This window comes from Hamadaea tsunoensis DSM 44101 (assembly GCF_000428945.1).
Lineage (GTDB): Bacteria > Actinomycetota > Actinomycetes > Mycobacteriales > Micromonosporaceae > Hamadaea > Hamadaea tsunoensis.
This window is the reverse complement of record NZ_AUAX01000033.1, coordinates 81,010-100,364: the sequence shown is the minus strand read 5'-3', so window position 1 is coordinate 100,364 and position 19,355 is coordinate 81,010. Positions and strand designations below refer to the sequence as shown.

At 71.2% G+C, this 19,355-nt stretch carries 21 protein-coding genes; 12 read left to right on the top strand and 9 right to left on the bottom strand.

Annotated features, from left to right (window positions below; genetic code table 11):
* The coding region (locus G401_RS55240; protein ID WP_157546683.1) for an HNH endonuclease signature motif containing protein at positions 1-576 on the top strand (576 nt) is incomplete at its 5' end.
* Positions 577-817: 241 nt separating this feature from the next.
* Here G401_RS55240 and G401_RS50275 read toward each other — a convergent pair.
* Together G401_RS50275 and G401_RS0133760 are read right to left on the bottom strand one after the other, a co-directional pair.
* Positions 818-1,699 carry an SDR family NAD(P)-dependent oxidoreductase gene (locus G401_RS50275; RefSeq protein ID WP_064741916.1) on the bottom strand — a complete coding sequence of 294 codons (882 nt, stop codon included), beginning with the start codon at positions 1,697-1,699 and terminating at the stop codon, positions 818-820.
* Between the two features lie 66 nt (positions 1,700-1,765).
* The gene (locus G401_RS0133760) at positions 1,766-3,205 is read right to left on the bottom strand and encodes an FAD-binding oxidoreductase (RefSeq protein ID WP_027345961.1); all 1,440 of its coding nucleotides are present in this window, start codon (positions 3,203-3,205) and stop codon (positions 1,766-1,768) included.
* 170 nt (positions 3,206-3,375) lie between these two features.
* On the opposite strand from G401_RS0133760, the gene G401_RS50270 reads away from it, so the two are divergent.
* Complete coding sequence (locus G401_RS50270) at positions 3,376-3,987, top strand: hypothetical protein (RefSeq protein WP_034593937.1); 612 nt, start codon at positions 3,376-3,378, stop codon at positions 3,985-3,987.
* Between the two features lie 87 nt (positions 3,988-4,074).
* On the opposite strand, the gene G401_RS0133745 is transcribed toward G401_RS50270, so the two are convergent.
* Both G401_RS0133745 and G401_RS50265 read right to left on the bottom strand, forming a co-directional pair.
* Positions 4,075-5,058: a methyltransferase gene (locus tag G401_RS0133745; protein WP_027345960.1), complete on the bottom strand. Its 984-nt coding sequence runs from the start codon at positions 5,056-5,058 to the stop codon at positions 4,075-4,077.
* A 152-nt stretch (positions 5,059-5,210) separates the two neighbouring features.
* Positions 5,211-6,308 carry a glycoside hydrolase family 11 protein gene (locus G401_RS50265; RefSeq protein WP_034593936.1) on the bottom strand — a complete coding sequence of 366 codons (1,098 nt, stop codon included), beginning with the start codon at positions 6,306-6,308 and terminating at the stop codon, positions 5,211-5,213.
* 422 nt (positions 6,309-6,730) lie between these two features.
* Between G401_RS50265 and G401_RS50260 the strand changes: the two genes are divergently transcribed.
* Positions 6,731-7,609, top strand: coding sequence for an LLM class F420-dependent oxidoreductase (locus G401_RS50260; RefSeq protein ID WP_034593935.1), 879 nt, complete (start codon positions 6,731-6,733; stop codon positions 7,607-7,609).
* A gap of 21 nt (positions 7,610-7,630) precedes the next feature.
* Here G401_RS50260 and G401_RS0133730 read toward each other — a convergent pair whose 3' ends face one another.
* Together G401_RS0133730 and G401_RS0133725 are read right to left on the bottom strand one after the other, a co-directional pair.
* Positions 7,631-8,023 carry a hypothetical protein gene (locus G401_RS0133730; protein ID WP_027345959.1) on the bottom strand — a complete coding sequence of 131 codons (393 nt, stop codon included), beginning with the start codon at positions 8,021-8,023 and terminating at the stop codon, positions 7,631-7,633.
* Positions 8,020-8,283, bottom strand: a complete 264-nt coding sequence (locus G401_RS0133725; protein ID WP_027345958.1) for a hypothetical protein — start codon at positions 8,281-8,283, stop codon at positions 8,020-8,022. The genes G401_RS0133730 and G401_RS0133725 overlap by 4 nt, the downstream gene beginning before the upstream one ends.
* A 143-nt stretch (positions 8,284-8,426) precedes the next feature.
* Here G401_RS0133725 and G401_RS0133720 point away from each other — a divergent pair, with 143 nt between their 5' ends.
* The gene (locus G401_RS0133720) at positions 8,427-9,623 is read left to right on the top strand and encodes a hypothetical protein (RefSeq protein ID WP_027345957.1); all 1,197 of its coding nucleotides are present in this window, start codon (positions 8,427-8,429) and stop codon (positions 9,621-9,623) included.
* A 176-nt stretch (positions 9,624-9,799) separates the two neighbouring features.
* Positions 9,800-9,952: a hypothetical protein gene (locus tag G401_RS56380; RefSeq protein WP_157546682.1), complete on the top strand. Its 153-nt coding sequence runs from the start codon at positions 9,800-9,802 to the stop codon at positions 9,950-9,952.
* 140 nt (positions 9,953-10,092) lie between these two features.
* Here the strand turns inward: G401_RS56380 and G401_RS50255 are convergent, their stop codons facing one another.
* Positions 10,093-10,656, bottom strand: coding sequence for a hypothetical protein (locus G401_RS50255; protein ID WP_034593934.1), 564 nt, complete (start codon positions 10,654-10,656; stop codon positions 10,093-10,095).
* A gap of 278 nt (positions 10,657-10,934) precedes the next feature.
* Here G401_RS50255 and G401_RS50250 point away from each other — a divergent pair, with 278 nt between their 5' ends.
* Positions 10,935-11,783 (top strand): class I SAM-dependent methyltransferase, encoded by an 849-nt coding sequence (locus tag G401_RS50250; protein WP_064741915.1) that lies wholly within the window; start codon positions 10,935-10,937, stop codon positions 11,781-11,783.
* Here the strand turns inward: G401_RS50250 and G401_RS0133700 are convergent.
* Positions 11,707-12,744 carry a D-alanyl-D-alanine carboxypeptidase family protein gene (locus G401_RS0133700; RefSeq protein WP_027345956.1) on the bottom strand — a complete coding sequence of 346 codons (1,038 nt, stop codon included), beginning with the start codon at positions 12,742-12,744 and terminating at the stop codon, positions 11,707-11,709. The genes G401_RS50250 and G401_RS0133700 overlap by 77 nt on opposite strands.
* 680 nt (positions 12,745-13,424) lie before the next feature.
* Here G401_RS0133700 and G401_RS0133695 point away from each other — a divergent pair.
* From G401_RS0133695 to G401_RS0133685, 3 genes are all read left to right on the top strand, one after another.
* Positions 13,425-14,789, top strand: coding sequence for a UDP-glucose dehydrogenase family protein (locus tag G401_RS0133695; RefSeq protein ID WP_027345955.1), 1,365 nt, complete (start codon positions 13,425-13,427; stop codon positions 14,787-14,789).
* Positions 14,790-14,869: 80 nt separating this feature from the next.
* Positions 14,870-15,376, top strand: a complete 507-nt coding sequence (locus G401_RS0133690) for a SigE family RNA polymerase sigma factor (protein WP_245601921.1) — start codon at positions 14,870-14,872, stop codon at positions 15,374-15,376.
* A 114-nt stretch (positions 15,377-15,490) separates the two neighbouring features.
* The gene (locus G401_RS0133685) at positions 15,491-16,363 is read left to right on the top strand and encodes a hypothetical protein (RefSeq protein WP_027345953.1); all 873 of its coding nucleotides are present in this window, start codon (positions 15,491-15,493) and stop codon (positions 16,361-16,363) included.
* 17 nt (positions 16,364-16,380) lie between these two features.
* Here the strand turns inward: G401_RS0133685 and G401_RS56375 are convergent, their stop codons facing one another.
* Positions 16,381-16,986, bottom strand: coding sequence for a TetR/AcrR family transcriptional regulator (locus G401_RS56375; protein WP_051367531.1), 606 nt, complete (start codon positions 16,984-16,986; stop codon positions 16,381-16,383).
* A 169-nt stretch (positions 16,987-17,155) separates the two neighbouring features.
* Here G401_RS56375 and G401_RS0133675 point away from each other — a divergent pair, with 169 nt between their 5' ends.
* From G401_RS0133675 to G401_RS56370, 3 genes are all read left to right on the top strand, one after another.
* Positions 17,156-17,905, top strand: coding sequence for a hypothetical protein (locus G401_RS0133675; protein WP_051367530.1), 750 nt, complete (start codon positions 17,156-17,158; stop codon positions 17,903-17,905).
* A gap of 71 nt (positions 17,906-17,976) precedes the next feature.
* Positions 17,977-18,459, top strand: a complete 483-nt coding sequence (locus G401_RS0133670; protein ID WP_027345951.1) for a SigE family RNA polymerase sigma factor — start codon at positions 17,977-17,979, stop codon at positions 18,457-18,459.
* Positions 18,459-19,322, top strand: coding sequence for a hypothetical protein (locus G401_RS56370; protein ID WP_027345950.1), 864 nt, complete (start codon positions 18,459-18,461; stop codon positions 19,320-19,322). Before G401_RS0133670 ends, G401_RS56370 begins: the two co-directional genes overlap by 1 nt.
* The last annotated feature ends 33 nt before the right edge of the window (positions 19,323-19,355 follow it).

The following is a 19,355-nucleotide window of genomic DNA, read 5'->3' as shown; positions in this document are numbered from 1 at the left end:
GACACCCGCACCGCCGCCGCCCGCCGCGCCGACGCCCTGACCTTCCTCTGCGCCCAAGCCTTAGCCGAGGGCAGCCTGCCCGAATCCGGTGGCGAACGCCCACACCTCGTAGTGACACTGTCCTGGGAACAACTACGCGACAAGTACAGCTACGGCATCCTAGACACCGGCGACCTACTCACCCCCGAAACCGTCCGCCGACTCGCCTGCGACGCGAAGATCATCCCCGCCGTCCTCGGCAGCGAAGGACAGATCCTCGACATCGGCCGAGCCCGACGCCTGATCGACGGCCCACTACGCCGAGCCCTCGTCCTCCGCGACCGCGGCTGCGCCTGGCCCGGCTGCGACCGACCACCACGCTGGTGCGAAGGCCACCACATCCTGGCCTGGCAGCACGACGGACCCACCAACCTCGACAACTCCACCCTCCTCTGCGGACACCACCACCGCGAAATCCACCGCGGCGCCTGGGAAATCCGCATCAACCCCCACGACCGACAACCAGACTTCATCCCACCCAAACACCTCGACCCACTCCAACGACCACGCCGCAACAACCTCCACCGGCGAACATGAGCATCATCGGTTGAATCGTCCATCGCCGCGCTCAGCGGAGCCGGAACACAGGATCGCTCGTCCTCGTCCTCGTGCTCGGCGGCGGGCCAGCGGCGGTGCGCGGCGGGGCGGCGGGGCGGCGGCGAGCTGAACGCGGGCATCGAACACGGCGAGGGCGGACGCTGCGCCGCGCCTGCCCTCGCCCTACCCCGACCCGCGCACCGTGGACAGTCTCTCCGTGGCTGTACTCAGACTGATCCAGCTATGACAGATCCAGCTGAGACTGATCCAGCTGAGACTGATCCAGCTGAGACTGATCCGGCTCGGGCTGGTTCGGCTCGGAGTGCTGCCGGGTCTTCTCCCAGTCGGCCCACACCTGGAGGCGGTCGGCGTACGCGGGTTGCACAATGGGGAACCCTTGGCCGTCGAGGAAGGCCCGCAGCGGTGCCGGGTCCGCGTCCGCGATAGCGAGCAGGGTACGCCCGGCTGCGGCCGGATCGCCGTGCTGGATCGAGGACGCGAGCGCGCCGAATCCCTGCCGGAGGGCGTCGTAGTGCGGAAGCGGCGCCGCCTGGACGGCCTCGGGGATGGCGTCGGTGGCGTACGAGCCTGGCTCGACGATCGTCACGGCGATGCCGAACTGCGCGACTTCCTGGGCCAGGGATTCGCTGAGCCCTTCGAGCGCCCATTTCGACGCGTTGTAGCCGCCGCCGAGCGGCATCGCCGTCACGCCGCCGACCGACGAGATCTGGAGGATCCGCCCGCCGCCCTGCTCACGCAGGTACGGCAGGGCGGCCCGCACGACGCGCAGCGGCCCGAGCAGGTTCGTCTCCAGCTGCCGGCGTAGCAGCTCGTCGGGCAGTTCCTCCACCGCCCCGAACAGGCCGTACCCCGCGTTGTTCACGATCACGTCCAGCCTGCCGAAATGCTCATGTGCCCCGCGTACGCCGGCCGCGACGGCGTCTTCGTCGTTCACGTCCAACGCGAGCGGCAGGATCGCGTCGGCGTACGCGGAGACGAGATCGGTCAGCCGTTGCGGATTCCGGGTCGTGGCGGCCACCCGGTCTCCCCTGGCCAGGGCGGCCTCGGTGAAGGCACGGCCGAGGCCGCGGGCGGCACCGGTGATGAACCAGACCTTGCTCATGGAACTTCCCTCACTTCTCACGAATGCGAGCGTCTACAGTGGGCAGACATCTACTGGGACGGACGCCTACTGGGGGCGGACGTTGTGGTTGCGAGCGAACAGGTTCTCCGGGTCGTAACGCCGCTTGACGCTCGCCAGCCGCTCATAGGTCGCCGGCGGGTAGACCGCGGCGACGTCCTTCTCGTCGGCCGTCGACAGGAAGTTGGCGTACGCGCCGGCCATGTGGGGATCGAGGCGGTCCCAGAACGCGGCGAGCACCGGCTTCGCGGCCTCGATGGCGGGTGCCGGTCCCAGCGTGGTCGTCGAGAGCATCAGCTCCGCCTGCCGGTACGCGTACGCGGTCGCGTCGTCGGCCACCTGGGACACGGCGCCGCCGACGCTGCGGATGGCGAAGTAGGGCGTACCCGGGGCGGAGGCGACATCGGTGATGACGGGCAGCGCGGAAGAGACGGCCTTGGGATCGACGAAGGCGGAGCGGGTGACGAGCTGGATGCCCGGCGGCGGGGTCATCGCGTCGACGAGGATGTCGGCGTACGCCTTGCGCTCGACCTGATCGGAGAGGACCGTGCCGAGGGCGCGGACGGGCGCGATCGCCGCCGCCGCGGCCGCCGGGTCGTCCCCGTCGTACGCGACCATGACCTCGACCGGTGCCGCCGGGCCGCCCGCGAACGGATTGCCCAGCATGATGATCGACGTCAGCTCGACCGGCGCTTCCCGCAGGTACGCCGCCCAGCCGTCGAGGACCTCCACCGCTTCGGTCGCGGGGAACGTGATACGTCCGAAGTGGACATCGGTGGTCCGGTGCGCCACGAACGTGAACGCGGTGACGATGCCGAAGTTGCCGCCGCCGCCCCGGATCGCCCAGAACAGGTCGGGGTTCTCGGTCGCGCTCGCGGTGCGCACCTGGCCGTCGGCGGTGACGATCTCCGCCGCGACCACGTTGTCCAGGGCCAGCCCGTACTTGCGTACTTTCCAGCCGATGCCGCCGGACAGGGTGAGGCCGCCGACGCCGACGTTCCGCGTATCGCCGGCCGAGATCGCCAAGCCGTGCGGGGCCAGGGCCGCGGTCACCTGGCCCCAGTTCGCGCCGCCGCCGACGCGTACGAGCCGGCCGCCGCCCGACGCCGAGCCACCCGACGCCGTGCCACCCGACGCCAAGCCACCCGACGCCGAGCCGCCGACTGCCGAGCCGACGACCACTGGGCCGCCGGCTACTGGGCCGCCGATCTCGATCTCCGCGAGGGCGCCGAGGTCGATGACGATCCCGCCGTCGTTGGTCGCGAAGCCGGGGAAGGCGTGGCCGCCACCGCGTACCGACAGCGGAAGCCCGGCGGCGGCCGCGAACCGGACGGCGACGCGGACGTCGTCGACGCTGTTCGGCCGCAGCACGTAGGCGGGGCTTCCGTCGACGAATACCGAACCCCGGGCGGCCGCGTACGCCTCAGCGTCCGGTTCGATGATGTCGCCGCCGAAGTCGCGGCGCAGGATTTCTTCCGATGAAGTCATGACATTCCTTCCCAGTGGTGCATTTCGTGAGCGAGCTACGACCACCAGACGAACGGGGAGGGAAGGATGTGACAGGTCGGGCCTCGTGACCCAGGCCACAGTCGGAACCGCAGGGCGCTGCCCCGGAGGCCCGGCTGCGATCTCGGGCGCGCACTGCCTACGCTGGCGCGATGTCCCGCCGCGCGCTCTACGCCTTCACCCTCCACGCCTTCGCCTGGCTGATGATCGGGCTCATCGTGATCGGCTGGGTGGTGGCCGGCCTGTCCCTCTGGGTCGGGTTCCCCGAGTGGCTGGGTGTCGCCATGATGGGAGTCGGCGTGGGGGTCGCCATTCTCGGCGCGTTGCTGTGCTGGCCCTTCCTCGTGGTCAGCGGCCCTGGTTTCCGGCTCGGGCCGCAGGCCGGCGATCCGCCCAGATGGCTCACGGCGCTGCTGATCGTCAGCGCCGTCGTCGCGATCGCGCTGGTGGCGTCGGGGCTGAGCCCATCGCACGGGCTGGGTCAAGCAGACGGGCTGGGTCAAGCTGGCGGGTTGGGTCAAGCGGGCGGGCTGGGTCAAGCGGGCGGGCTGGGTCAAGCGGACGGGCTGGGCCAAGCGGGCGGGCTAGGCCAAGCCCACGGGCTGGATCCATCGCACCGGTTGGGCCCACCGCACCAGTTCCGGGCGCTCATCGGGATGGCCGGCCTGTTCCTGACGATATCCACGGCCTGGTGTGCCGGGTCCGCCCGCGGAACACCGCCGGACAGCCGAAGACCACATGGCGACGATCGACCTCACCGATGACGCGGTCATGGCTCCTGTGCGGTACCGGTGTCACTGCGCGTACCCGGCGTCACCGCGCGTACGCGGCGTCACTGCGCGTACGCGGCGTCACTGCGCGTACGCGGTGACCAGGCCCATCGGCCCGGACAGCGGGGTCAGGCCGTCGGCCCGCCATCCGGTCTCGGCGAGCCAGTCGGCCGCCTCGTCGACCCGGTAGACGTCACCGCCGCCGACGGTGAGGAACTCGCCGGCCACCATCACGGTCCGGCGGTGCGGCGCCACCGGGTCCAACCACCAGTCCACCAGCAGCAGCCGGGCACCCGGCTCGACCGCCGGCCGCAGCCGCGCCAGCAGGGTCCGGTTGCGGTCCGGCGGGAGCAGGTGCAGCACGTTGGCCAGCACCACCACGTCGTGGCCGGCCGGGATGGGATCACCCAGCATGTCGCGCCCCACCACCTCGACCCGGCCGGCCAGCGGGCCGGCGGCCAGCCGGGGCCTGACCAGGTCGGCCATGGCGGGCAGGTCGAGCAGCGTACCGGTCAGATGCGGGTGGCGGTCCAGGATCGCGGTGAGGAACATGCCCGCTCCCCCGCCCACGTCCAGCACTCGCCGGCTCTGTCCGAAATCGACGGTCGCGGCCAGCTCCCTCGCCGCGGGTGCCGTCACCGTCGCTATCCCTTCCTCGTACGCCTGAGTCTGCGCGGCGGTCAACGGCGCGCGTACGCCTTCGCCGGTGCGGAACGCGCGGAGGGCGTCGACCCAGCCGGGGAAGCTGACGGCGTGGAAGTAGTGCAGCAGCGGACGGACATCGGCGGGGCCGCGTCCGGTCAGGAACGCCTCCGCGTCGGGCGCGTTGCGGTACCGGTCGCCGTCGCGCTCGACCAGCCCGAGCTGCGCCAGCGCATCGATGAGCAGCCGGGTGGTACGCGTCGGCAGCCCGCACCGGCCGGCGATCTCTTCCAGGCCGAGCCCCTGCGGACCGGTTCCGCCGAGCTGCGCGAAGACACCGGTCTCGGCGGCCACCATCACGTACTGGGCGGCCATGAAACCGTTGGCGTACTGGAGAATGCGCTGCGGATCGGGGGCGGTCATCGCAACACCTCTCGGATCCGCCGGGCAGGCCGGTGACGGCGGCCGATCCGAGCATATCCACTGTGGCGGGCCGTCAGCAGCCCGTGGCATCAGGCTTCCGCAGCGGCGCCACCCGCGTCGACAGCTCGCGGGGGGCGCCGGTCAGGAGGGAATCAGCTGCTGCAGGCCGCGCCGTTCAGCGTGAAGCCGGATGGCGCCGCGGTGTTGCCGGTGTGTGTCGCCTGGAAGCCGATCGTGGTCGACCCGCCCGGCGGTATCGAACCGTTGTAGTTGACGTTGGTCGCCGTCACCGCCCCGCTGGACGGCGAGTACGTCGCGCTCCAGCCGGAGGTGATGGTCTGGCCGGACGCCAGGTTGAACTTGAGCGACCAGCCGTTGATCGCCGCCGTGCCGGTGTTGGCGATCGTGAGGTTGTCGGTGAGGCCGTTGTTCCAGGCGTTGACCGACTGCGTCACCTTGCAGGCGCTGGTGCCGCCCCCGCCGGACGTGGGCGAGGTGCTCGGCCGCGGCGAGCCGGCCGTCGGGCTCGGCGACGTCGGGCCGCTGCCCGCGCTGACCGTGATGCTGGCGCTGCCGCTGCTCTGGTAGCCCTCGGTCGCCATGATCTGGTAGTCGAAGGAGCCGAGGTTCAGGCCGAGCGCCGCCCACGCGTTGAAGTGGTTGGCGGTGGTGATGGTGCCGCTGCTGCGGTGCGACTGGCGGACGCTCCAGTACTGGTAGAACGTCGCCGTACCGATGATCGACGGCTGGTTCACCCGCTGCGTGCGGTAGATGTCGTACGTGCTGCCGTCGGTGGTCACCGAACCCAGGTGGGTCGCCCCGGAGCTCGGGTTGTAGCTGCCGAAGTTCTCGACGACGTAGTACTCGATGAGCGGGTTGGTCGTCCAGCCGTACAGCGACAGGTAGCCGTTGCCGTTCGGGCTGAACGAGCCGGAGTAGTTCACGGTGTGGTTCGAGCCGGGCTTCCAGCCCTTGCCGACCACCATGTTGTTCATGTTGCTCCACTGGACGCCGTAGCTGCCGCCGGCGCCCAGCGTCATCGTGACGTTCCCGTTGTCCTTCCAGTACGAGTAGAAGTAGCCGTTGTGCGTACCGGTGGTGTTCGAGGTGACCGTCTGATCGGCGTCGGCGTGCGCGACGCCGGTCAGGGTCAGCGTGGTCGCCGCCAGCACGACGGCGGCGGCTGCGGCGATGAGCAACTTGAAGCGTCTGCGGCCGTGGAGTTCCGGGTGGGCGGGGGTGTCGTTCACGGGCGTACTTCCTTTTCGCGAGGGCAGCCCGAGGACCGGGCTGCGGAACTCGACGCCGTCGCCGGTTCGCCTGGGCGGGCCCCCTGCGTGGCGTCGGACCGCGCCGGGACGGTCGCGGTCGTCTGGAGGGAGGAGTTCGCTGGGAGGATCAGCGAAGGGCGGAGGATCAGTGATGGGCGGTCATCGATGGTGGAAGTATTGGAGCGCTCGCCGCTGTTGTCAACAATTTCCGGAAGAAGCGCGGAAGTCCCAGCTAGCACGGCCGGGAGACATTTCTCCAGCAGAAAGCGAGATCTACCGGGCCACACCGTCCACTTTCGAGTCAGTTCGGAGGCTCAGATCGGCACGTGACGTTCCGAAAGTTTCGGGGTCGGACCGAGCCTTTCCGGGGCAGCCGCCGCCCGCCTCGGTACGCTGACCGCGTGAACATCGGAGTCGTCTTCCCGCAGACCGAGATCGGTGCCGACCCCGTGGCCGTCCGTGCGTACGCGGCGGCCGCCGAGGAGCTCGGCTACGGCCACGTGCTCGCCTACGATCACGTGGTCGGGGCGGATCCGGCGGCGCATCCGGGCTGGTCGGGGCCGTACGACATCGACACGACGTTCCACGAGCCGATGGTCCTGTTCGGCTACCTCGCCGCGATCACGGCCATGGAACTCGTCACCGGGATCATCATCCTGCCGCAGCGCCAGACGGTGCTCGTCGCCAAGCAGGCCGCCGAGCTCGACGTGCTGACCGGCGGCCGCGTACGCCTCGGGGTGGGTCTGGGCTGGAACGAGGTGGAGTACGAAGCGCTCGGCAAGGACTTCGGCGACCGCGGCCGGCGCATCTCCGAGCAGGTGGAGCTGCTCCGTCTGCTGTGGACGCAGCGGTCGGTGACGTTCGACGGCGCGTACGAGAAGGTGACCGGGGCCGGGCTGAAGCCGCTGCCCGTGCAGCGGCCGATCCCGGTGTGGCTGGGCGCGAACACGGCCCCGGCGCTGCGCCGCGCGGGCCGGATCGCCGACGGCTGGTTCCCGCAGGTGCAGCCGGACGCCGGGCTGGCGGAGGCGCGCGAGATCGTGCACCGCGCGGCCGAGGAGGCCGGGCGCGACCCGGAACTGCTGGGCATGGAAGGGCGGGTCAGCGTCGCCGGCGGCGCCGACGGGGCGGCCCGCGCGATCGCGCGCTGGTGGAAGGCGGGGGCGACGCACGTCTCGGTCAACACGATGGGCGCCGGGTTCACCGGACTCGAAGGGCACATCGGGGCATTGGCGGAGGTGGCGCGGGCGGTCGGCCTGAGCCCCCGCCCGGTCAGCTAGAAGCCGTCCAGGAGCGGGATGTCACGACAGTTCGAGGACGTCGTAGGGGTCGACCAGGCCCTTGACCCGGCCGGGCTCGTAGGTGGCGAGCGTCGACTCCCCGTGCGCGAGGATCGAGGCCACCACGTGCGCGGTGGCGTGACCGACCTGCCCGGCCAACGCCGACACCGGAGGAACGGCGGTCTCGTCGAGCGGCAGCACGACGACCGGACCGCCGTCCTGCGAGTAGAGGTCGGTCACGATCGCGCGCTGGGCATCGTCCAGCTCCGGCCATGCGTCGACCAGCACCAGTGCGGGGATGCCGACCATGGCTCCCGACTCTTGAACGGTGTAGATCAGCTCCCCGACGGCCACCCCGTCCAGGCTGGCGTACGCCAGCACCGCCGAGGTGTCGAGCACGATCGAGACGTTCATGCGGCCTTGTGCTCGCGCTGAGCCGCGGCCTGCCGCTTCCGGTCCCGGAGACGGGCCGCCATCGTGGCCGCTCCGTCGTCGGTGACCTGCTTGTCGCCGGTGTAGCCGTGCCGGGAGAACATGGCCAGCAGGGTGTCCCGCTTGCGGTCCCGCTCGATGAGGTCGGCGATGTAGCTCGACGTGTTGCCCTTGCCCTTCGCCCTCGCGTACTCGGCGAGGTCCATGGGCAGGCTGACCGAGGTGCGTTCCGTGCCGCTCATACCGAAAGCTTAGAACCGTAATAACGATCCGCCAAGCTCGATCACCGAATCCGCCGACCCCGAAGGGGGCCTTCGAGCTGGACAGATGCGCGCGGCGGGCGCGTACGGCGCTCGGAGTGTCCGCTTTTGCGATAATCGGCGCCGTGCTGCGACGCCTCCTCGCCGTGTTCCTGGCCGTGCCCCTGGCCGTGCCCCTGGCCGCTGTCTCCCTCACCGGTTGCACCGCCCCGCACATGCCCACCGGCCCCGAGCCCACCGGCGCGGCGCCGGAGCCCGTACCGTCCGGCGTGCTGTACGGGCGGGTGCTGCGCCAGGACGGCCGTGCGGCCACCAGGTCCACCGTCACCGCGTTCCAACTGTCCGATGAGGACATCGTGCGTACCGGCGCCGCGGTGGTGTCACTGGGATTCTTCTGCCTGGTCCCCGACTTCTGCCCGCGCTCCGTCTCCGCGACGGTCGAACCCACCGGCGAGTACGCCTTCCCCGCCGACAAGATGAAGCCGGTGCCGCACGTGACCGTGACGGCCCGCCACGCCGCCGAGTCCGGCCAGGCGACCGGGCCGGCGGTGGTCGTCTCGTTCGACCGCGCGCAGGGCCGCCAACGCGTACCGGACCTGCGCTTCTGGGAGCCTTCGATCACGGTACGCACAACCGGCGCCGACACCTCCGCCGACACCGGCGCGGTCGTCACCTGGACGGGATTCCCGGGCGGGGCCGACTACGCGCTCTGGACGGTCACCGGCACCGACTCGCCGCAGCCGACGGGCGTCACGACCCGCGAGACGAGCGCCCGGCTGGATCTGCGGCCGTTCGAGGACCTGCCGACCGCGCTGATCGTCGTCGCGAGTACCAGAAGCCCCGCTGATGGGGAGATCGCCCAGGGGGATTTCGCGTACCACAGCGGGAGCGTCGCCCTGCCGTCCGCGGGCGGGCCGCCGTCGCGCGAACATCCGTGCTCGCTCGGCGACCCGGGTGGGCGCCTGACGGCGGCGGCGATGCCGTGCCCGTTGACCGACGGCGATCTCGACACCAACGCGGTGGTGGCCGCGCCGTGCGCCACGTCGTCCTGTGCGACGGTCACCCGGCATCGGATCTGTGTCGACCTCGGTACGCCCCGGCCGGTGTCGCTCGTCGCGTACCGCACGCCGTTCCTGACCGAGGGGACGATCGTCGAGCTGTCCGGAGACGGGACACACTTCCACCGGGCGGGGAACGTGACGGACAGCGGAGGACTTCACATCGCCCGGATCGCGCCTGCTCAGACGGCCCGGCTGGCCTGCGTACGCAACGACCGGTTCGGGTTCGCGGGGGCGATCCTCAACGAGATCTCGGTCTGGTGAATCCGGATCTTTCCAGTGCTGGATCTCTCCGGTGCTGGATCTCTCCAGTGAAATGCTGAATCCTCCAGTGAAATAAAAGTAGCAGAGTTCCCCATCGCGCGGTATCGGTCGGAACTGCGAGTGCGTCACGCCCGCGACCTGCCCTAATGTCTGCCTCCGGTGACGAAGGGAGCAGCGTGACCCATCCACGCGGCATGAACGAGCTGTATCTGCAACTGCACGTCCAGACGGAGCGGGACCTCGAACCGAGGGGTGCGAAACCGCGTACGGCCCGGCGCATCGCCATCAAGGCGCGGCACCGGCAGGCCCGTCAGCTCGGCAACCTGTAAACCACCGAGATCCACAACAACGGGGATGTACACCGCCGAGGTTCACAACAGCGGGGATGTACACCGCCGAGATCCACAGCGCCCGGCCCACGTCGTGGGCCGGGCGCGTGTCTACAGTGGATTATTTTGCCGGCATCGGATCACTTGGTGGTGTCGGATGACTTGGCGGCATCACCGTGGCCGGGGCCACCGCCGCCCATCAGGACGCCCGCCTCGGCCGCCTTCGTGATCGCGTCGGCCTCGGCCTGGGTGAGCTTGCCGTCCTTGACCGCCTGGGCCAGCCGCTCCTTCAGCTTCGCGGCGCGGTCGGCGGCGTCGGGCTTCGGGGACTGGTCGCCCTTCCGATCGCCGCTCTTCTGATCCCCGCCCTGGGGCTTGAGCTGCTCGCGCACCTTCGTCAGGGCGTCGGACACCTTCTGCTCGTCGACGCCGAGTTCCTTGGCCAGGGCCTTGGCGAACTCGCCCTGGTCCGCTCCGCGGTGCCCGGCCTGGCTGGACGGCGACTGCGAAGACTGCGACGACGAAGACTGCGATGCCGAAGACTGCGATGCCGAGGACTGGGACGACGAGGACTGGGACGACGAGGACGTCGAGGGGGACGGGGTCGAGTCGGCGGCGTACGCCACCGCGGGGGCGGCGAGGCCGAGGGCGAGGACGCCGCCGGCACCAAGGATCGCGATCCGCTTCTTCGAAAGGTGAGCCACGAGAAATGTTCTCCTTCTCCATCGGGGTTGAGCCGCGACCAGGCCGCGGCTCGATCGGGTGGAGCTTCGATCGGTTGTCGATCAGTGCGGGCTCGACGGTGGCCACGAAGTCTCGAAGAAATGCCTGGTCAAGCTCAAGAGAACCTCGTAATCACGAAGATCCCATGTCCGCTTTGTCGGCCGGGGCGAAGGATCCTCCCCCACGCGTTCAGGCCAGGTCCAGGGGCCGCCGAAGAAATGCGTTGCCCCGGTTCAGGGGACGAAACGATCATCGACGGATGGACACCCCCGAGCTGCGACCCGAGATCCGCGCCTACTACGAGCGGGGCGGCGAGCGTACGCGGCTGCGCCAGGGCGTCGGCCGGCTGGAGTTCCTGCGTACGCGGGACGTGCTGCGGCGGGTCCTCCCCGAGCCGCCCGGGCGGCTGCTCGACGTGGGCGGCGGGGACGGGGTGCACGCCGAGTGGCTGGCGGCCGACGGCTGGCAGGTACGCCTGATCGATCCCGTACCCGATCACGTGGCCGCGGCCGCCCGGATCCCCGGGATCGAGGCGGAGCTCGGCGACGCCCGGAAGCTGGCCGTCGATGATCATGAAGCCGACGTCGTGTTGCTGCTCGGGCCGTTGTACCACCTGACCGAGCCGGCCGACCGGGCGCGTTGCCTGGCCGAGGCCGTCCGCGCCGTCCGGCCGGGCGGTCTGGTGGTGGCCGCGACGATCAACCGGTACTCGGCCCTCCACGACCAGCTCAATCGGGGCGGCTGGTTCGAGCCGGACCGCCGTGCCCGGCTGGCCGAGACGACCGCGACCGGTGTCGTGGCACCCGACGGCCACTTCACCGTCGCGTACCTGCATCAGCCGTCGGAGATCGCCGCCGAGACCGCCGCCGCCGGGCTCACCGGCATCCGCCAGTACGCCGTCGAAGGAGCGGCCTGGCTGCTCGGCGACATCGGGGACTACCTGGACGATCCCGAGCGGGCGCAGGGCGTACTCGATGCCGTGCGGCTGACCGAGGCGGACCCGGCGCTGCTCGGGGTCTCAGGGCACCTGCTCACCGTCGGGCACGCCGACGGCGGTGCAGCAGACCCGCGAGCAGCGCGACCGCCAGGACGAACGCGCTCGCGATGAACAGCGGCGGCCCGAGCCGGCTGTCGCCGGTGGCGGCGGCGGCGACGGGGGCGCCGATCGCCGCGGCGGTGCCGGTGGGCGACGGGCTCGCGCCGACCTCGCCCGGCTCGACCAGGTGGCCCACGGACGCGTCCGCGGGCAGGGTGAACGCCCAGTTCAGCAGCGCGGCGCCCTGCTGCCAGCCGCGCAGCGGCGCGGGTTCGCCGGCCAGCAGGGTGACCACGAGACGGCGGCCGTTGCGCTCGGCGAGACCGACGTAGGTGTGCCGGGCCAGGTCGGTGAAGCCGGTCTTGCCGCCGAGCGCGCCCGGGTACTTGAAGATCAGCTGGTTCTCGTTCTGGATCTGGAAGCCCTTGTACTTCGGGCCCTGCGCGGGCATCTGCGCGGTCTTGGTGAGGGTGTAGCGGCGGAAGGTCTCCTTCCGGAAGTCCTGCCGGGCGATGAGCGCGAGGTCGTAGACGCTGGTGAACTGGCCGACGCCGTCCAGGCCGGACGGCGTGATCGCATGCGTCTGGTACGCGCCGAGCCGGGCGGCCTCGTCGTTCATGGCCTGGATGCCGGCAGCCCTGCCACCAGTTCCGCCGCCGACTCCACCGCCGAGCCGGGCGAGCACGTTGGCCGCGTCGTTGCCGGACTGCAGCAGCAGGCCGAGCCACAACTGCTCGACGGTGTACCGGCCGCCCTCGACCAGGCCGACGAGCGAGGTGCCCGGCTTGATCGCGAGATCCTCGTGGGTGACGGTGACGACCTGCTTCGGGTCGAGCTTGTCCAGGAAGGTCTCGATGAGCAGCAGCTTCAGTACGCTCGCCGGCGGGCTGCCCTCGTGCGCGCCGCAGGCCGCGACGACCGCGCCGGAGTCGAGGTCGGCGACCAGCCAGTACAGCGCGGTGACCGCCGGCGGCTGCGGGACGCCGGTCGGCAGGGCCAGGCCCGGTGTCGCGAGCTGATCTCCGCCGATCACCCGGCGGTCCTCGCTCGCGGGCGAGGGAGTCGGCCGGGGCGGGCGCTTCATCGGCGGCGCGACCGCGTGCGGGCAGGCCACGGTGCCCTGCGCGGTAGCCGTGGCTGTGGCGGCAGTGGACGCCGGCTGCCCGGCTGTTTGCGAGGCCCCGGGCGCGGGTACCGCCGAAGCGCCCGGCACTGAAGAGCTGTTCGGCTGGGCCGAGCTGCTCGGCAGGGCTGAGCTACCCGGTACTGCTGAGCTGAGAGCTGGGGGAACCGCCGCGGCGGGACTGCTGAGGAGGGGAAGGACCAGGCCTGCGGCGGCCACGAGGGCGGGCCAGCGCCGCACGGGGGCGTTCCAGATCACCGGCGTACCGTAGCGGCAATCCCCGCGATGTCGCCACATACCCCGGAGTCGCCACATACCCCGGACCGTCCCGGGCGGTTCGCCATCGCCACTGAGCTTCGGGGCCACTGAGCTTCGGGGCCACTGAGCTTCGTGGCCACTGAGCTTCGGGGCCACTGGACAGCCACTGCATAGCCGCCGCAAGACACTGCATTGTGGTCGCCTCAGAAGGCACCACTGAATACCTGCCAAAACCCCTGGTTGCCGTCAAATACCGCGTTCCGCGTCCCCCCGCACGGCCGCACCGCGGGTTAGCCTGGGCCGAACGGGGGGACCGTCGAAGGAGAACCGCAATGAAGGTCAGCGTCGTCGGCACGGGCTACGTCGGTCTCACGACCGGTGCGAGCCTCGCGTACCTCGGTCACCAGGTCACCTGCATCGACCTGGATCCCAAGAAGATCGAGATGCTGCGCGCCGGTCGCTCCCCCATCTTCGAGCCGTTCCTGGAAGACCTGCTCGCCGCCGCGTCGGCGAATCTCACCTTCACCACCGAGTACGCCGACGGCGTACCGAACGCCGACGTGGTCTTCGTCGCGGTGCAGACGCCGTCCCTGCCCGACGGGAACCCCGATCTGCGCTTCCTGCGCTCGGCGGCCGAGAGCGTCGGGCAGCACGTCGCGGGCGATTACACCGTGGTCGTGAACAAGTCCACCGTCCCCATCGGCAGCGGCAACTGGGTCGACGCGATCCTGCGGGACGCGTACGAGGAGCGGCACGGGGCCAGCGCGGACGGCCGCCTCGGTGTCGCGTCGAACCCCGAGTTCCTGCGCGAGGGCTCGGCGATCGGCGACACCCTCTACCCGGACCGGATCGTCATCGGCTCGGACGACGACCGCAGCCTCGAAGTCCTGACCCGCCTCTACCGCACGGTGCTCGACCAGTCCTTCACCGCGCCCGCGTTCCTGCCCCGCCCCGACGACCTGGGCGCGGTGCCGCTCGTCTCGACCGACCTGGCCTCGGCCGAACTGATCAAGTACGCGGCCAACGCGTTCCTCGCCCTGAAGATCAGCTACATCAACGAAATCGGCTACCTGGCCGGCAAGGTCGGCGCGGACATCACCAAGGTCGCCCGCGGCACCGGCCTGGACAGCCGGATCGGGTCGCGTTTCCTGCAGCCCGGCGTCGGCTGGGGCGGCTCCTGCTTCGGCAAGGACACGGCCGCCCTGATCTCGACGGCCGCCGAGTACAACTACGACATGCCGATCGTGCGGGCGGCCCGCGAGGTCAACGAGCGCCAGCGCGGCGCCGTCGTCGACCGGCTGCTCGACGAGCTGCGGATCATCAAGGGGCGGCGGATCGGCGTCCTCGGGCTGGCGTTCAAGCCCAACACCGACGACCTGCGCGACGCCCCGGCCATCGACATCGCGCGTACGCTGGTCGCCCGCGGGGCCCGCCCGAAGCTGCACGATCCCGTGGCGGCCGAGCGGTTCCGGCGCGAGCAGCCCGACCTCGCCGAGTACCTGTGCGACTCGGCCGAGGACGTGTTCGACGGTGTCGACGCGATCATCCTCGTCACCGAGTGGTCGCACTACCTGGAGCTGGACTGGGCCAAGCTGATGGGCATGATGCGCACGCCGATCGTGCTCGACGGCCGGTACGCGCTCGACCGCGCGCGGCTGGAGAAGTCCGGCTACCGCTATCTGTCCATGACCAACTGACCCTCCACCGCACAGTTTTCGGGGGCCGGTCAACCTTTTGACCGGGGCCGTCGTCCTTGCCGACGACGGAAGGAGAACTGGTGCGCTGGAAGAACAGCTATGAGGGATTGGACGCCCTCGTCGCCGAGCGGGGCAGTGCCCTGCTCGGTACCGCGGTCCTGCTGACCGGCAGCCGGGCGGCCGGTGAGGACCTGCTGCAGACGGCACTGGAGCGCCTGGTGCGGCACTGGAACGGCGTCCGCGGGGACCGGGAAGGCTACCTGCGCCGCACCCTGTACCGCCTCGCGGTCGACCAGTGGCGCGTGCGGCGCCGCCGCCCGGAGGTGCTGACCGAGGTCGAGCCGCCCGGGCAGTCCGACGGCACCGACCTGCTCCACCTGCGGCACGCGCTGGTACAGGCGCTTGCCACCTTGCCGCCCCGCCAGCGCGCGGTCCTGGTACTGCGCTACTGGGAGCAGCTCAGCGAGGCCGAAGCCGCCGAGGTCCTCGGGTGCTCCGTCGGCACCGTCAAATCGTCGGCCTCGCGCGGGCTGGCCCGCCTCCGCGAACTCACCGCCGCCTGGGAACCCGAGGACGTCCAGGCGTAGGCGGGCAGCCCGAACTTCCGGCTGCCCAACTTCCGGCTGCCCAGCTTCCGGCTGCCCAGCTTCCGGCTGCCCCGTCATTCCCGAAGAGCTCACCTCATGCACAGGGAGAACACCATGACAAACCTCATCGAAGAGCAGCTCACCGCCGGTATGCGCGAACACGTCGAGGGCCTGGCCCCGGACCGCGATCTCGTCGGGCAGGTGGTCCGCGCCCAGCACCGCCGCACCACGATCACCAGGACGGCGTACGCGGTCGGCGTGGTCGGGCTGGCCGGCGCGATGGCCGCCGGGGTCCTCACCGCGAACGGCGGGCCGGCCGCCCACCCGCAAGGCCGCTCGGATACGCCCGCGGCGGCCGGGACTCCACAGTTGCGGCTGGCCGCGGCCGTGGTCGCGAGCCGGCGTACCAGTTATCGGGTGAAGAACGTCATCACCGCCCGTGACCTGCCCGGCCACCCGACCATGGTCGTCGAGGGCGCGTTCGACCCGGCCACGGCGACCGGATACCTGCGAGCGCCGTTCGACAACGGTGCGACCTGGTACGAGGAGCGGCTGGTCCAGGGCGATCTGTACACGGCGGACGGCCGCCGGGGGGAGCCCATCGTCTGGCGGCACGACGAAGGCAAGCACACCGGCCTCTCCTACGACCCCAAGACCGGCATCCTCGGCATCTCGGCCGACCCGCAGGACCTGCTCGACTCCCTCAGCCGGGCCGACGCCACGATCACCCAGACCGGCCCGGACACGTACCACTTCGTGGTGGAGCTCCGCACCCGCGAAGGGCTCTCGCGAGGCAGCATGACCGGCGACGTGACGGTCGGCCCGGGGCAGCGGATCTCGAAGGTGGTCTACACGGCGACGGTGAAGTCCACCACCAACCCCGCCGACGTCGGCCGGTTCGACGCGACGCTCGAGCTGTCCGGGTACGGCGACGGGATCTTCGTGTCCCGCCCCGAGGGGACGTTTGAATCCCTGCCCGGGAAGTAGGACCTCGCCGGAATAGGTCAGGTCCGGCCCGAGGTCGCCACCAGCGCGGCCTCGGGCGCGGCCGTCGCGCCGGCCACACCCGGGCTCGCGAGAGCCCCGAACAGCGCCGCCACATGGTCCGGCCCGCCCGCGAAGTCCGTACCGATCCACCATGTGAGCAGGCCCAGCAGGGCGGCGGCGTAGAACTCCGCCACCACCTCCACCGGAACCGCGCCCACCCCGGGGCGGGCGGCCAGGTGTACGCGTACCCCGTCGGCGATCATCCGGTGCAGGTGTCCATAGACGACGGTCCCGCCGGGCCGGCCGCACATCGCCTCGTACATGCGCCGGTGGGCGTACGCGTGCTCGAAGACGACGAGCGACGGACGGCGGTGATCGGCGGGCGGCCGGCCGGGGTCGACGGCCGCCAGCTCGGCCGCGAGCGACTCGCGCAGCCCGTCGAAGCACGAGAGCAGCAGGGCCTCCTTGTCGCGGAAGTGGCTGTAGAACGTCGACCGGCCGACGTCGGCCCGGTCGAGGATGTCCTGCACGGTGACGCGGGTGTAGCCGCGTTCCAGCACGAGGCCGACGAGGGCCTCGGCCAGATCGCGCCGCGTACGCCGAACCCGCCGGTCCTCACCCATCGCGCACCGCCTTCTCGCACAGCTTCCGGTTCCCGGACAGTTCCCGAGGTCCGTTCAGAAACGGACAAAGAGCCGTAACTGCCCCTTGGTACGCCGAACACTCACGCCAATACTGAACAGAGTGTACGGGAACTCACGCGTACCGACCTCGACTCTGGGAGGGATTTCCATGACCGCACACTTCACAGCCGCACACTTCACGCCGGCGCTCACGGCCGTGCTGTGGATCGTGGTGCTGATCGGCACCATCGGCCTGCCGATCTCCGTCGCGCGGGCGCTGCGCCGCCGGGGCGTCCTGTTCGGCACCGTCTGGCTGGCCTCCTGGTCGGCCTGGATCGTCGTCAGCGGCGTGCTCGCGTACGCCGGGGTCTACGCCCAGCGCACGGACGCCGTCGTGGTCTCACTGCCGATCGCCTTCCTCACGGCATTCGCCGCCGCGTACGCCTTCGTCGGACCGGCCGACCTCGCCGGGCTCACGCGGGGGCACGCGTTCCGGGTGGCCGGGGTCGGCTTCCTGCTCGCCTGGGCGGCCGGGCAGCTGCCCGCGGTCTTCGCCCTGCCGGCCGGGTTCGGCGACATCGCGGTGGGGCTGGCCGCGCCGGCGGTCGCCGCCCGCCTCGCGGTCGCCGGCTCCGGCTCCGGCTCCAGCGACAGCGACAGCGACAGCGGGAGTACCCGGGCCCGCGCCCTGTGGTTCCACGCGCTCGGCCTGCTCGACCTCGTCGTCGCCCTCGGTCTCGGCGTGGCGGCCGCGCTCGGCCCGGTCCGCATCCTGTCGGTCGAACCGTCCACGGCGGACGCCATGCTGCTGCCGATCGTCCTCATCCCGACCACGGCGGTGCCCCTCCTGGCCGCCATGCACGTGCGGGCGCTGCTGCGGCTGCGGCACGCTCCCGCGCCCCGGCCCGTCCTCGCCTGACCGGCCGGCGCGTCGGCGGGTGTTCGCGGGCGGCGAAATATCGGCGATCTTCTCAACCTTTCCGGGCAGCTATGCGTACCACTGCTGTGAAGGACGAAGGTTTCGCCGAATACTTCGCCGCCCGGGCCCGGCCGCTGCGCCGGGTCGCGTACGCGATGTGCGGCGACTGGCACCTCGCGGAGGATCTCGTGCAGCACACGTTCGTGCAGCTCTACCGGCATTGGCGACGCGTACGCACCGAGACCGTGGACGCGTACGCTCGGCGCACGCTGCTCAACGCGTACCTCAGCAGCACCCGGCGCAGCCGCTGGGAGCGCAGCGTGGCGGAGGTGCCGGACCAGCCGGGGCCGGACGATGCGGACGGTCCGGCGGCCGACGTGCTGGCCCTGCTCGCGCAGCTGCCGCCGCGGCAGCGGGCGATGATCGTCCTGCGCCATCTGGAGGATCTGCCGGTGGCCGAGGTCGCCGAACTGTTCGGGGTGAGCGAGGGTTCGGTCAAGAGCCAGACCTCGCGCGGGCTGGCGGCGCTGCGTACGCGCCTGATGGAGGCGTGATGACCGGCAAGGGCGAAGAGTGGTTCACCGAGGCGCTGCGCGACCGGGTCGGGCAGGACGAGCCGCCGCTGATCCTGACCGCGGCCGGGGTCGCGGCGGTCGGGCGGCGGCAGCGGATGATGCGGGCCTGGGGCGCCTCGGCGATGGCCGTGGGGGTCGGGGTGTCGCTGATGGTCGTCGGCCTGCAGGTGATACCCGGTGAGGAGAACAGCGCCGCGGCCGGCTGCGCGCCGCCGGTCCCCGCGACGAGCGTGCCGCTGCCGGAGGGGTCGGCGTGGCCGTTCGTGGACGAGCTGCCGCAGGTCGGGCCGACGGCGGGGCCGCCCGACCGGGTGGGCCCCCGCCCCGACCTGAAGGCGTTCGAGTGCGCCGTCCGCGAGAACGTCCTCGGTGAGCTTCCGGACGCCAGGTTCGGCCGGATCTACACCGGCGACGGGACCACGCCGGCACCCTTGCAGGGGATGGCGGCCGACCACGCCCTGGGCGACCGCCAGGACACCCGGTACGGCGTGATGGCGGCGGCGGTCGCGGCGACGCGGGCCGGGCACGGCGCGATCCTCGTGTCGGCGCAGCCCGTCGACGGCGACCCCTATCCCGGCCGGTGTGGGCCGGGGAAGGTGTGCGATGCGCGTACCGGGCCGCATGGGGAACCGGTCGAGCTGTTCGTACGCCAGTCCCCGGCGAACCCCGGGGCGATCGGCTACACGGTGTATGTCTACACCGGACGGACGGCCGTCGTGGCGACGGTGACGAACACCCCCGACGCGGACGTCCGGCTGCCGGTGACCGCGCCGACGCCGCTGCTCACGGTGGACCAGCTCATCACCCTCGCCTGCGACCCCCGGCTGGCCCTCTGGCCCTGACCCCTCCGCCCCGCTCCCCTGCCTCGCACCCTC